Source organism: Streptomyces sp. NPDC045695 (assembly GCF_056432025.1).
On sequence record NZ_JBWKJU010000010.1, the window covers coordinates 213,925 to 227,406 of the forward strand.

At 70.3% G+C, this 13,482-nt stretch carries 9 protein-coding genes; 4 read left to right on the plus strand and 5 right to left on the minus strand.

Going from position 1 to position 13,482, the window contains the following annotated elements; translation table 11 throughout:
• Positions 1 to 3 precede the first annotated feature (3 nt).
• The 3 genes from AC07DU_RS19680 to AC07DU_RS19690 all read left to right on the plus strand — a co-directional run bounded on the left by AC07DU_RS19680 (position 4) and on the right by AC07DU_RS19690 (position 5,090).
• Entirely contained in the window at positions 4 to 1,293 is a 1,290-nt protein-coding gene (locus AC07DU_RS19680; RefSeq protein ID WP_479032525.1) for a sugar ABC transporter permease, read from the plus strand.
• Positions 1,294 to 1,571: 278 nt separating this feature from the next.
• A complete protein-coding gene (gene dxs, locus AC07DU_RS19685; protein WP_479112616.1) occupies positions 1,572 to 3,488 on the plus strand; it encodes a 1-deoxy-D-xylulose-5-phosphate synthase in 1,917 nt (638 codons plus the stop codon).
• 105 nt (positions 3,489 to 3,593) lie between these two features.
• A complete protein-coding gene (locus AC07DU_RS19690; protein WP_479032055.1) occupies positions 3,594 to 5,090 on the plus strand; it encodes an amino acid permease in 1,497 nt (498 codons plus the stop codon).
• A 111-nt stretch (positions 5,091 to 5,201) separates the two neighbouring features.
• On the opposite strand, the gene AC07DU_RS19695 is transcribed toward AC07DU_RS19690, so the two are convergent.
• The 3 genes from AC07DU_RS19695 to AC07DU_RS19705 all read right to left on the minus strand — a co-directional run bounded on the left by AC07DU_RS19695 (position 5,202) and on the right by AC07DU_RS19705 (position 9,695).
• Entirely contained in the window at positions 5,202 to 6,242 is a 1,041-nt protein-coding gene (locus tag AC07DU_RS19695; RefSeq protein WP_479032052.1) for an LCP family protein, read from the minus strand.
• Positions 6,243 to 6,333: 91 nt separating this feature from the next.
• A complete protein-coding gene (locus AC07DU_RS19700; protein WP_360896300.1) occupies positions 6,334 to 8,472 on the minus strand; it encodes a 3-hydroxyacyl-CoA dehydrogenase NAD-binding domain-containing protein in 2,139 nt (712 codons plus the stop codon).
• On the minus strand, positions 8,469 to 9,695 hold the full coding sequence (locus AC07DU_RS19705; protein ID WP_360896297.1) for a thiolase family protein: 1,227 nt from the start codon (positions 9,693 to 9,695) through the stop codon (positions 8,469 to 8,471). Before AC07DU_RS19705 ends, AC07DU_RS19700 begins: the two co-directional genes overlap by 4 nt.
• A gap of 330 nt (positions 9,696 to 10,025) precedes the next feature.
• On the opposite strand from AC07DU_RS19705, the gene AC07DU_RS19710 reads away from it, so the two are divergent.
• A complete protein-coding gene (locus AC07DU_RS19710; RefSeq protein ID WP_479032045.1) occupies positions 10,026 to 11,213 on the plus strand; it encodes an alpha/beta fold hydrolase in 1,188 nt (395 codons plus the stop codon).
• 37 nt (positions 11,214 to 11,250) lie between these two features.
• On the opposite strand, the gene AC07DU_RS19715 is transcribed toward AC07DU_RS19710, so the two are convergent.
• Together AC07DU_RS19715 and AC07DU_RS19720 are read right to left on the minus strand one after the other, a co-directional pair.
• On the minus strand, positions 11,251 to 12,531 hold the full coding sequence (locus AC07DU_RS19715; protein WP_366864285.1) for a ribonuclease D: 1,281 nt from the start codon (positions 12,529 to 12,531) through the stop codon (positions 11,251 to 11,253).
• Between the two features lie 122 nt (positions 12,532 to 12,653).
• A complete protein-coding gene (locus tag AC07DU_RS19720; RefSeq protein WP_007267191.1) occupies positions 12,654 to 13,316 on the minus strand; it encodes a helix-turn-helix transcriptional regulator in 663 nt (220 codons plus the stop codon).
• Positions 13,317 to 13,482 lie beyond the last annotated feature (166 nt).

Consider the following 13,482-nt stretch of genomic DNA (forward strand, 5'->3'; position numbering starts at 1 on the left):
CCACTGGGCAAGGGCCCCGTCGACCAGCAGGAGCACATTGACCCGGTCAACCCGGCGGCCGCGCACGACGCGATCCCGGCCGTGGACCCCCGGCTGCTCGTCAGGGAGGAGGGCCTCGCCGGGTACCTGGGCGAGTTCAAGCGCCGGATGAAGGCCGGCGACCTGGGCTCCCTGCCCGTCGTCATCGGCCTGATCGTCATCTGGTCGATCTTCCAGGGGCTGAACTCGAACTTCCTCTCCCCGGAGAACCTCACCAACATCGCGATCACGATGACCGGCACCGGCATGATCGCCATCGGCATCATCTTCGTGCTGCTGCTCGGTGAGATCGACCTCTCGGTCGGCTCGGTCAGCGGCGTCTCGGGCGCGATCGTCGCCGTCTTCGCCGTCACCCATGGCGTGAACGAGTGGCTGGCCATCCTGGCGGCCATCGCCGGCGGCGCCCTGATCGGCTGCATCCACGGCTTCTTCTTCGCCAGGATCGGCGCCCCGGCCTTCGCCGTCACCCTGTCGGGCCTGCTCTTCTGGCTCGGTGCGATGCTGCAGATCCTCGGCAGCAACGGCACGATCAACATCGACTCCGACGGCGTGGTCGGCCAGCTGACCACGTACTTCTTCTCGGACGTGGCCGTCGCCTACGGGCTGGCCGCGCTCGCGGTGGCCGGCTACTTCCTCGCGGCCTTCTTCGACGCCAAGCGCCGCGAGGCCGCCGGGATGCCCTCCCGGCCGCTCGCCGAGGTCCTGCTGCGCACCGGTCTGCTCGCGCTGGTCGCCTTCGGCCCCGCCGTGCTGTTCAACCAGTACAAGGGCCTGCCGCTCGCGGTGGTGCTCTTCCTGCTGGCCCTGGTCGTCACGGACTTCGTGCTCCGGCGCACGACGTTCGGACGAAACGTCTTCGCACTGGGTGGCAGCGTCGAGGCCTCCCGCCGTGCGGGCATCAACGTCACCCGGATCCGGATCACGGTCTTCGCGATCTCCAGCACCTTCGCCGCCATCGGCGGTCTGTTCTGGGCCTCGAAGATCGCGGCCGCCAACCAGAGCGCCGGTGCCGGCGACCTGCTGATGAACGTGATCGCGGCGGCCGTCATCGGCGGCACCAGCCTCTTCGGTGGCCGCGGCCGAACCTGGAACGCCCTCCTCGGCGTGATGGTCATCGTCTCGATCCAGTACGGTCTGGCCCTGGAGGGAATCGCGACCCCGATCCAGTACATGATCACCGGTGCGGTGCTGCTGGCCACCGTGGTGATCGACTCGATCACCCGCAAGACCCAGAAGACGGCCGGACGCGCCTGACCGCGCGCCCGTCCTCACACCCCGCGGAGCGCCGGAGCGGCAGCCGGCGGTAACACCGGTCACAGTGCCCGGTGCCACTTCGAGTGGCGCCGGGCATCCGTGCGTACATGTGCGCGCACGTACTTCTGTACGGGTATACGCCCGTATGTGAGGTGTGACCGCGCGGCGGTGCGTACATGTATGACAAAGGTGTGACGCTGCCGGGGCGGCCCGATGACCGGGCCGACGGGCGGAACATTAGACTCGACAGACCAGCAAGCAACTGCAAGGAGGCACGGGTGCTGCTGACCCGCATCAAGGGACCGCGCGATCTGGACCGGCTCAGCCAGGAGGAGCTCGATCAGCTCGCCGCCGAGATCAGGTCCTTCCTCGTCGACGCCGTCTCCAAGACCGGCGGGCACCTCGGCCCCAACCTCGGGGTGGTCGAACTGACGATCGCCCTGCACCGGGTCTTCGACTCGCCGAAGGACAAGGTCCTCTTCGACACCGGCCACCAGGCCTACGTCCACAAGCTGCTCACCGGTCGTCAGGACTTCGGCAACCTGCGCGCCAAGGGCGGCCTGTCCGGCTACCCCTCGCGCGCCGAGTCCGACCACGACGTGATCGAGAACTCGCACGCCTCCACCGTGCTGGGCTGGGCCGACGGCCTCGCCAAGGCCAACGAGGTGCTGGGACGGCAGGACCACCACGTCGCCGCCGTCATCGGCGACGGCGCGCTGACCGGCGGCATGGCCTGGGAGGCGCTGAACAACATCGCCGCCGCCAAGGACCGCCCGCTGGTCATCGTCGTCAACGACAACGAGCGCTCCTACGGCCCCACCATCGGCGGCCTCGCCAACCACCTGGCCACCCTGCGCACCACGGACGGCTACGAGCGCTTCCTGGCCCGCGGCAAGGAGATCCTGGAGCGCACCCCCGTCGTGGGCAAGCCGCTCTTCGAGACCCTGCACGGCGCCAAGAAGGGCCTGAAGGACTTCATCGCCCCGCAGGGCATGTTCGAGGACCTGGGGCTCAAGTACATCGGGCCCATCGACGGCCACGACATCGAGGCCCTGGAGTCCGCCCTGACGCGCGCCAAGCGCTTCAGCGGCCCGGTCATCGTGCACTGCCTCACCCAGAAGGGCCGGGGCTACGAGCCGGCCGTCCAGGACGAGGCGGACCGCTTCCACGCGGTCGGCGTGATCCACCCCGACACCGGTCTGCCGGTCTCCACCGACGCCGCCAGCTGGACCTCCGTCTTCGCCGACGAGATGGTCAAGCTCGGCAAGGAGCGCAAGGACATCGTCGCGATCACCGCGGCCATGCTCCAGCCGGTCGGCCTGAAGAAGTTCGCGGACGCCTACCCGGACCGGATCTTCGACGTCGGCATCGCCGAGCAGCACGGCGCCACCTCGGCGGCGGGCCTGGCCACCGGCGGCGCCCACCCGGTCTTCGCCGTGTACGCCACCTTCCTCAACCGTGCCTTCGACCAGGTCCTGATGGACGTGGCCCTGCACAAGTGCGGGGTCACCTTCGTCCTGGACCGGGCCGGAGTCACCGGCACGGACGGCGCCTCCCACAACGGTATGTGGGACATGTCGATCATGCAGGTCGTACCCGGCCTGCGGCTGGCCGCCCCGCGTGACGCGGAGCAGCTGCGCGCCCAGCTGCGCGAGGCCGTCGAGGTCAAGGACGCCCCTACCGTCGTGCGGTACTCCAAGGGCGTCGTCGGCCCGGCCGTCCCGGCCGTCGGCAAGGCCGGCGGCATGGACGTGCTGCGCGCCCCGGGCGCCGACGTCACCCGGCCGGACGTACTGCTGGTCTCGGTCGGCGCGCTCGCCCCGATGTGCCTGGAGATCGCCGACCTGCTCGACAAGCAGGGCATCACCACGACCGTGGTCGACCCGCGCTGGGTCAAGCCCGTGGACGAGGCGCTGGCCCCGCTCGCCGACCGCCACCGCGTGGTCGTCACCGTCGAGGACAACGGCCGCACCGGCGGCGTGGGTTCGGCCGTCTCGCAGGCCCTGCGGGACGCGGGCGTCGACGTACCGCTGCGCGACTTCGGCATCCCGCAGCGCTTCCTCGACCACGCCTCCCGCAAGGAGGTCATGGCCGAGATCGGGCTGACCGCACCGGACATCGCACGGCAGGTCACCGGCCTGGTGGCCAAGCTGGACGGGCGCTACGACAGCGAGCCGGCCGCCGCCTGCGACTAGCCCACCTGATCCACGCGCGGTTGCACGTCACGGGCCGGGAGATCACCCTTGAGGGGTGGGCCTCCCGGCCCGTTCGCGTGCGTCACCTTGTTCGGAGGTGCGTTGGTGAGTACGGATCTGAACAGTCCCTTCCGCAGCAAGTCGGTGGAACAGTCCATCCGGGACACGGAGGAGCCGGAACACGCGCTCCGCAAATCCCTGTCCGCCTGGGACCTGACCGTCTTCGGCGTCGGCGTCATCATCGGCACCGGCATCTTCGTCCTCACCGGCAAGGTCGCCAAGGAGACCGCCGGCCCCGCCACCGCCCTGGCCTTCGTGGCCGCCGGCGTGGTGTGCGCGCTCGCCGCCCTGTGTTACGCCGAGTTCGCCTCGACCGTCCCCGTCGCCGGTTCGGCGTACACCTTCTCCTACGCCTCGATCGGCGAGCTGCCGGCCTGGATCATCGGCTGGGACCTCGTACTGGAATTCGCCCTCGGCACCGCGGTCGTGGCCGTGGGCTGGTCCGGGTACGTCCGTTCCCTCATGGACAACGCGGGCATCCAGCTGCCGGCCGCACTCCAGGGGCCGGACGTCGTCGGCGGCACCTTCGACCTGCTGGCCTTCGTCCTGGTGCTGCTCCTCACCGCGATCCTGGTCGTCGGCGTGAAGCTGTCCGCGAGGATCACGGCGCTCGTCGTCGCGATCAAGGTCACGGTGGTGCTCATCGTGATCATCGCGGGCCTGTTCTTCATCAAGGGCAGCAACTACCAGCCGTTCATCCCCGAGGCGGTGCCCCAGAAGGGCGGTTCGGGGCTCGACGCGCCGCTCGTCCAGCTGATCTTCGGCTACCAGCCGACGAACTTCGGCGTCATGGGCATCTTCACCGCGGCCTCCGTCGTCTTCTTCGCCTTCATCGGCTTCGACGTCGTCGCCACGGCGGCCGAGGAGACCAAGCTCCCGCAGCGGGACATGCCGCGCGGCATCCTCGGCTCGCTGCTCATCTGCACCGTGCTGTACGTGGCGGTCTCGCTCGTGGTCACCGGTATGCAGCACTACACCGAGCTGTCGGTGAGCGCCCCGCTGGCCGACGCCTTCAAATCCGCCGGACATCCGGTGTACGGAGGCATCATCAGCTTCGGCGCCGCCGTGGGCCTCACCACGGTCTGCATGATCCTGCTCCTGGGTCAGACCCGCGTGTTCTTCGCGATGAGCCGTGACGGACTGCTGCCGCGCTTCTTCTCGCGGACCCACCCGAAGTTCCGTACCCCGTACCGCCCGACGATCCTGCTGGGCGTGATCATCGCGATCGTCGCGGGCTTCACCAGCATCAACGAGCTCGCCACCCTGGTGAACATCGGCACGCTCTTCGCCTTCGTGGTCGTCGCGCTCGGCGTGATCGTCCTGCGTCGCACCCGCCCCGACCTGCACCGGTCCTTCCGGACCCCACTGGTGCCCCTGGTGCCGATCCTGTCGATCGCCGCCTCGGTGTGGCTGATGCTCAACCTGCCGGCCGAGACCTGGCTGCGCTTCGGGATCTGGATGGTGATCGGCTTCTTCGTCTACTTCCTGTACGGCCGCAGCCACAGCCGGCTGGGCCAGGTGGGCAGGGACGCGGAGTTCTGAGCCGGACGTGACGCAGCGGGCCGTGACGCAGCCGGACGTGACGCAAAGTGACGTGACGCAGTGGGCCGTACGGGAATCCCCGTACGGCCCACTGCGTCACGTGCCGGCCCGTCAGCCCTTGGCGGGGGAGTTCTTCGCCGAGGCGGGGATCTTCTGGTCGTTGCGCAGGGCCGCCCACAGCTCGGTCGCCTGCGGCTCGGCCACGACCACGCGGTTGGGGTCGACCTTGTCGTAGGCGACCGGCAGCATGATCGTCTCCATCGTGTCCGGGTCCACGCCCTTCATGCTCTGCGCGAAGTCGGCCAGCGCGGTGAGCGAGTCCAGGTCGGAGTCGGTGGTCAGCGACTTGGTCCCGGCGTCCGCGAGCTTGTAGAGCCGCGCCGGATTGCCGAGGGCGTCCTGCTTCTTGATCTCGGACAGCATCGCCAGCATGAACTGCTGCTGGAGGCCTATGCGTCCGAGGTCGCTGCCGTCGCCGTACCCGTAGCGGGTACGGACGAACTTCAGCGAGTCGGCCCCGTTCAGCCGGTGCTCGCCCGCTTCCAGCTTCAGACCGCCCTTGGCGCCGCTCATCGGCTTGTCCAGGGTGACGGTGACCCCGCCCAGCGCGTCCACCAGGCCCTTGAAGCCGGCGAAGTCCACCTCGACGAAGTGGTCCACGCGCACTCCGGACAACTGCTCGACCGTGTTGACCACACAGGCCGGACCGGCCAGCGAGTAGACGGAGTTGAACATGACCCGCTTCGCGGACGGCACGGTCTTGCCGTCCCGGTCCTTGCACTCGGGCCGGGTGATCAGGGTGTCGCGCGGGATGCTCACCGCGGTCGCCTTGGCCCGGCCCTCGGGTATGTGCACCAGCATCGCGGTGTCCGAGCGGGCTCCGCTGACGTCGCCGTGGTCGAGATCGGCGTTGGCCCCGGCCCGTGAATCGGAGCCGAGCACCAGGATGTTCTGCGCGTTCGCGACCACCTTCGGCGGCCGGTTGTCCCCGATCGCCTTGTCCAGGTCGACGCTGTCGATGTTGCCGTTGAGGTGGCTGTACGCCCACCAGCCCGCCCCGGCCGCGCCCAGGATCAGCACGGCGACCAGCAGCAGGGTGACCCGCAGAATGCGGCGTCGGCGGCGAACTGGCCGCCGTTGCGTTTCCGTCATGGGGGTGAATCTTAGACAGGTATTCGAATGGCCGAGGCCCGCCCCTCGAAGGGGGCGGGCCAGGCCGTCAGACGCCCGTCAGGGACCCGGACTAGGCCGGGACGCTCGCCAGGCCGGGGGCGAGGAACTTCTTGCCGTTCACGCGCTCCGAGACGCCCTCGCGGTCCAGGTACGGCGTGATGCCGCCCAGGTGGAAGGGCCAGCCCGCACCGGTGATGAGGCAGAGGTCGATGTCCTGGGCCTCGGCCACGACACCCTCCTCCAGCATCAGGCCGATCTCCTGCGCCACCGCGTCCAGGACGCGGTCGCGGACCTGCTCCTCCGTCAGGACGGAGTCGCCCTGCACCAGGAGGGCGGCGACCTCGGGGTCGAGCTCCGGCTTGAAGCCGTTCTCCGCCGAGTAGACGTAGAAGCCGCGCTTGCCGGCCTCGACGACCCGCTTCAGGTTGGGGGAGACGGTGAAACGCTCCGGGAAGGCGCGGTTCAGGGTCTCGGAGACGTGCAGACCGATCGCCGGGCCCACGAGCTCCAGGAGGACCAGCGGGGACATCGGCAGGCCGAGCGGCTCGATGGCCTTCTCCGCCGTGGCCACCGGGGTGCCCTCGTCGATGACGTTCTGGATCTCGCCCATGAAGCGGGTCAGGATGCGGTTCACGACGAACGCCGGGGCGTCCTTGGTCAGCACCGCGGTCTTCTTCAGCTTCTTGGCGACACCGAAGGCCGTGGCCAGCGAGGCGTCGTCGGTCTGCTCACCGCGGACGATCTCCAGCAGCGGGAGGATCGCGACCGGGTTGAAGAAGTGGAAGCCGACCACGCGCTCCGGGTGCTGGAGCTTGGAGGCCATCTCCGACACCGACAGCGAGGAGGTGTTGGTGGCGAGGATCGCGTGCGCCGGGGCGACCGCCTCGACCTCCGCGAACACCTTCTGCTTGACCGACATCTCCTCGAACACGGCCTCGATGATGAAGTCCGCGTCCGCGAAGCCCTCGGCCTTGTCCAGGACGCCGGTCACCAGGGCGGTCAGGCGGTTGGCCTTGTCCTGGTTGATGCGGCCCTTGCCGAGCAGCTTCTGGATCTCGGCGTGGACGTAGCCCACACCCTTGTCCACGCGCTCCTGGTCGATGTCGGTGAGGACCACCGGCACCTCCAGGCGGCGCAGGAACAGCAGCGCCAGCTGCGAGGCCATCAGGCCCGCGCCGACGACGCCGACCTTGGTGACCGGGCGCGCCAGCGACTTGTCGGGGGCACCGGCCGGGCGCTTGCCGCGCTTCTGGACCAGGTTGAAGGCGTAGATGCCGGAGCGCAGCTCGCCGCCCATGATGAGGTCGGCCAGGGCCGTGTCCTCGGCGTCGAAGCCCTTCTGCAGGTCGCCGTCCTTGGACGCCTCGATGATCTCCAGCGCGCGGTAGGCGGCCGGGGCGGCGCCGTGCACCTTGGAGTCCGCGATGGCACGGCCGCGGGCCACGGCCGCGTCCCAGCCCTCGCCGCGGTCGATCTCGTCGCGTACGACCTCGGTCTCGCCCTTGAGGACCTTCGAGGTCCAGATGAGGGACTGCTCCAGGAAGTCCGCGCCCTCGAACAGCGCGTCCGCGATGCCCAGGTCGAAGACCTGCTTGCCGCGCAGCTGCTTGTTCTGGTTGAGCGAGTTCTCGATGATCACCGAGACCGCGCGGTCCGCGCCGATCAGGTTCGGCAGGATGGTGCAGCCGCCCCAGCCGGGAACCAGGCCGAGGAAGACCTCGGGCAGCGAGAAGGCCGGGATGGCCTTCGAGACGGTGCGGTAGGTGCAGTGCAGACCGACCTCGACGCCGCCGCCCATCGCCGCGCCGTTGTAGTAGGCGAAGGTCGGGACCGCGAGGGCCGCCAGACGCTTGAAGACGTCGTGGCCGCCCTTGCCGATGGCGAGCGCCTCGTCGTGCTTCTTCAGCAGCTCGACGCCCTTGAGGTCGGCGCCGACCGCGAAGATGAACGGCTTGCCGGTGATGCCCGCGCCGACGATGGAGCCCGCGAGGGCCTCCTGCTCGACCTGGTCGATCGCCGCGTTCAGGTTGGCGAGGGACTGCGGGCCGAAGGTGGTCGGCTTGGTGTGGTCGAAGCCGTTGTCCAGCGTGATGAGCGCGAAGCGCCCCGCGCCGAACGGCAGGTCCAGGTGGCGGACGTGCGCGGACGTGACGACCTCGTCCGGGAACAGCTCGGCCGCGCCCTTCAGGAGCTCAGCGGTGGTGCTCACTTGGAGTCTCCCTCGGCGTTGAAGTTCGGGTTCTCCCAGATGACCGTGGCGCCCATGCCGAAGCCGACGCACATGGTGGTCAGGCCGTAGCGGACGTGCGGCTGCTCCTCGAACTGACGGGCCAGCTGCGTCATCAGGCGCACGCCCGAGGAGGCCAGCGGGTGACCGAAGGCGATGGCGCCGCCGTACTGGTTCACGCGGGCGTCGTCGTCGGCGATGCCGTAGTGCTCCAGGAACGCGAGGACCTGGACCGCGAAGGCCTCGTTGATCTCGAAGAGACCGATGTCGTCGATCGTCAGGCCGGCCTGGGCCAGGGCCTTCTCGGTGGCCGGGATCGGGCCGTAGCCCATGACCTCGGGCTCGACACCCGCGAAGGAGTACGAGACGAGGCGCATCTTGACCGGGAGGTTGTTCTCGCGGGCGAAGTCCTCGGACGCGATGATCGCGGCGGTGGCACCGTCGTTGAGACCGGCGGCGTTGCCCGCGGTGACCCGGCCGTGCGTACGGAACGGGGTCTTCAGGCCGGCCAGGTTCTCCAGCGTGGTGCCCGGGCGCATCGGCTCGTCGGTGGTGACCAGGCCCCAGCCCGTCTCACCGGCCGCCTCGTTGGTGTTGCGCACCGAGATCGGGACCAGGTCCTGCTGGATCTTGCCGTCGGCGTACGCCTTGGCGGCCTTCTCCTGCGAGCGCACGGCGTACTCGTCGGCGCGGAGCTTGGTGATCGTCGGGTACCGGTCGTGCAGGTTCTCGGCGGTCATGCCCATGAACAGGGCGGACTCGTCGACCAGCTTCTCGGAGACGAAGCGCGGGTTCGGGTCCACACCCTCGCCCATGGGGTGGCGGCCCATGTGCTCGACACCGCCGGCGAGGGCGACGTCGTACGCACCGAAGGCCACGCCGCCCGCGACGGCGGTCACGGCGGTCAGCGCGCCGGCGCACATGCGGTCGATGGAGTAGCCCGGGACGGACTGCGGGAGGCCCGCGAGGATGCCGGCGGTACGGCCCAGCGTCAGGCCCTGGTCACCGATCTGCGTGGTCGCGGCGATGGCGACCTCGTCGATCTTCGCGGGGTCCAGGTCCGGGTTGCGGCGCAGCAGCTCCCGGATCGCCTTCACGACGAGGTCGTCGGCGCGGGTCTCGTGGTAGATGCCCTTCGGGCCCGCCTTGCCGAACGGGGTGCGGACGCCGTCGACGAAGACGACGTCCCTGACGGTACGAGGCACGTTGGCTCTCCTCCAGGTGCGGGTGTGCACTGCTGCGCGGGGGCGGCTCGGCACGCATTGCTGAGCGCCCGCTCACCTGGCCCATGCTACTTGCGGGTAACCCATGTGGACACCCCCTCCCCGAACAGCGGCGAAGGTCACACTCGCCCGTCCCGCGCGAGCCCCCACGCGCCCCCGCCGCGCGCCCGGCCGATCGGAGCGCCCGGGGCGACCCGAACGGGTCGCAACCCCGCCCCGGCGGCCTGTCGGCGCCGCAGTGCCCACCCGCTTGCCGATTCTGGCCGGGCCCCGGACCACCCCGGGACGCGGCCGACCGAACGGAGCACCGCCATGGCGGCACCCGTCCTCACGGACTACTACGTGGAACACACCTCGACCATCCCGGCGAACGCGGGCGAGCCGGTCAAGCTCTTCGTGCGCCGGCGCAACGGCACGCCCGGCGGCGAACAGAGCAGGCCCGTCCTGATGCTCCACGGCAGGAGCGTGCCGGCCGTGGTGGGCTTCGACCTGCAGTACAAGAGGTACAGCTGGGCCGAGGAGCTGGCGAAGGCCAAGTTCGACGTCTTCGTGATGGAACTCCAGGGCTCAGGACTGTCGACCCGTCCCAAGATGGCCGACTGGCAGAACGTCCAGCCCACCGTCGCCCAGCGACGGCTCCTCGTCCCCCACCCCAACGCGACCACGGACCTGACCCCGCCGAACTACGCCCACCAGCTGAACAACTCCCAGAGCGACTGGGACGAGGTCGACAAGGTGGTCGACTTCGTACTCGACAAGACCGGCGCCACCAAGGTCGACCTCATCGGCTGGTCCGCGGCCTCCCAGCAGCTCGGGCCCTATGCCATCCAGCACCCCGACAAGGTCCGCAGCCTCTTCCTGCTGGCCCCGATCTTCCCGCCGCAGGGCAGGGCGAGCGCGCCCGGGACCGACTTCGGCGCGCCGGTGAACCTGCCGGTGTCCACCCCGGGCGTCTTCGACTTCCCGATGACCGTCGGCGCGAAGGGCGGCTTCGAAGCCACGTGGGACAGGGAACTGAAGTGCCCCGAACAGCGCGAGGCCGACATGGTCGACAAGGTGTGGGATGCGGTCAAGGCCGTCGATTCGGTCGGTGCCGGCTGGGGACCCGTGGTGTCACCCACCGACCCGGCCCCGCAGGGGCTCAATCGCGTCCGCAACTCCTACTGGTGGGGGTGGAACAAGACCACCGTGCCGCTTCACGGGGTCCTCGGCGCGGCGGTGCCCGTGTGCATCGTGTACGGGGAGCACGACACGATCGTGAACACCGCGCCCGACCTGGGCCTGCTGTACTTCTCGGTCCCCGAGCTCTACAAGACCATCCCTGAGCGGACCAAGCTGATGTTCCGGATCGCCTGCGCGGGGCACCAGGCGCCCTGGGAGCGCGTCGCGAACGACGTGCACACCATGTCCGAGCACTGGCTGCGGTTCGGCAAGGTCGACGGCGTCAAGACCGGCAGCTACTACAGGGACGAGGACGGGGCCCTCACTCCCCTGGAGTGAGGGCCCCGTCGGAGGCGTACGGTGTCGGGCGCGCGGGTCAGGCGGTCGCCGCCAGGGCGGTCACCAGCGCGGCCGTCACCTGCTCGACCTGCCACGGGCGGGCGCCGTGGGCCGCCAGGGCCTCGGCCACCGCGTCCGCTTCGAGCCGCTGCGGCGGCTCCCAGCACAGGCGGCGGACCGTGTCGGGGGCGATCAGGTTCTCCTGGGGCAGGTTCAGCCCCTCCGCCAGCGTGGAGACGGCGGCGCGGGCCGCCGACAGCCGGGCCGCGGCCGCCGGGTCCTTGTCGACCCAGGAGCGCGGCGGCGGCGGACCGGCCGGGGTCGCCCCCGGCTGCGGCAGCTCGTTCTCGGGCAGGGCCCTGGCCCGGTCCACGGCGGCCATCCACTGGTCCAGCTGACGCCGGCCCATCCGCTGCCCGTAGCCGGGTAGGGCGGAGAGGGACTGCACGTTCGCCGGCAGGGCCAGAGCCGCCTCGACGATCGCGGCGTCGCCCAGCACCTTGCCGGGCGACACGTCCCGCCGCTGCGCGATCCGGTCCCGGGACTCCCACAGCTCCCGTACGACCGCCATCTGCCGGCGCCGGCGCACCTTGTGCATGCCGGACGTACGGCGCCACGGGTCCTTGCGCGGCGGGGCGGGCGGAGCGGAGGCGATGGCGTCGAACTCCTGGTGGGCCCAGTCCAGCTTGCCCTGCCGGTCCAGCTCCTTCTCCAGCGCGTCCCGCAGGTCCACCAGGAGCTCCACGTCCAGGGCGGCGTAGCGCAGCCACGGCTCCGGCAGCGGGCGGGTGGACCAGTCGACGGCGGAGTGCCCCTTCTCCAGCGCGTAGCCCAGCACGCTCTCGACCATCGCGCCGAGCCCGACGCGCGGGAAACCGGCGAGGCGGCCGGCCAGCTCGGTGTCGAACAGGGAGGTGGGCACCATGCCTATTTCCCGCAGGCACGGCAGGTCCTGGGTGGCGGCGTGCAGGATCCACTCCGTACCGGACAGGGCCTCGCCCAGGGTGGACAGATCGGGGCAGCCCACGGGGTCGATCAGCGCGGACCCCGCACCCTCGCGGCGCAGCTGCACCAGGTAGGCGCGCTGGCCGTAGCGGTATCCGGAGGCCCGCTCGGCGTCGACGGCGACGGGGCCGGTGCCCGCGGCGAACGCCGCGACCACTCGGGCGAGGGCGTCGGCGTCGGCGACCACGGGAGGGATCCCCTCGCGGGGTTCCAGCAGGGGAATCGGCCCATCGGACGATCTGACGACTTCGTCCGGGGGGCCGCCCCCGGTGGTGGTGCGCAGGTCTGCTGCGGTCTCTTGGGCGTCGGTCACCGGTCAAGGGTATCCGTGGATACGACGCACCCGTCGCCGGAACGTTCCGTCGACGGGCGCGATCGGTATGCCGGGAGCCGCGCGGGGGACCCGGAGGGTTATCCGGGGCGGCCGGCCCGCGGTCAGTGGATGATCCCGGTGCGCAGCGCCACGGCGACCATTCCGGCGCGGTCACCGGTGCCCAGCTTGCGGGCGATGCGGGCGAGGTGGGACTTGACGGTCAGGGCGGACAGGCCCATCGAGACGCCGATGGCCTTGTTGGACTGGCCCTCCGCGACGAGGCGCAGGACCTCGACCTCGCGGCCGGAGAGCTCTCGGTAGCCGCCCGGGTGGCTCGGGGCACCCGGGGGGCGGCGGTGCATGCGGGCGGCGGCAGCGCCGATGGGGGCGGCGCCGGGCCGGGTGGGGAGCCCGATGTTGGTGCGCGTACCGGTGACGACGTAGCCCTTGACTCCGCCCGCGAGGGCGTTGCGTACGGCGCCGATGTCGTCGGCGGCGGACAGGGCCAGGCCGTTGGGCCAGCCGGCGGCGCGGGTCTCGGAGAGCAGGGTCAGGCCGGAGCCGTCGGGCAGGTGTACGTCGGCCACGCAGATGTCGCGCGGGCTGCCGACGCGGGGGCGGGCCTCCGCGATGGACGACGCCTCGATCACGTCACGTACTCCGAGGGCCCACAGATGGCGGGTCACGGTGGAGCGGACGCGCGGGTCGGCCACGACGACCATGGCCGTCGGCTTGTTCGGGCGGTAGGCGACCAGGCTTGCGGGCTGCTCGAGAAGAACGGACACCTAGGCCTCCTGGGGGAGTGGCGGGACGGCCGGCTCGGGGAAGGAAGCCGGTGCGAACCGTGCGGATGGTCACTGACTCCTTCGGCACGTCACCCGCTCGGCTTTAGGGAATGATCACGATTTGGTGAGTAACAATTCGGGCAATTCGGACGCACGATCGATCATA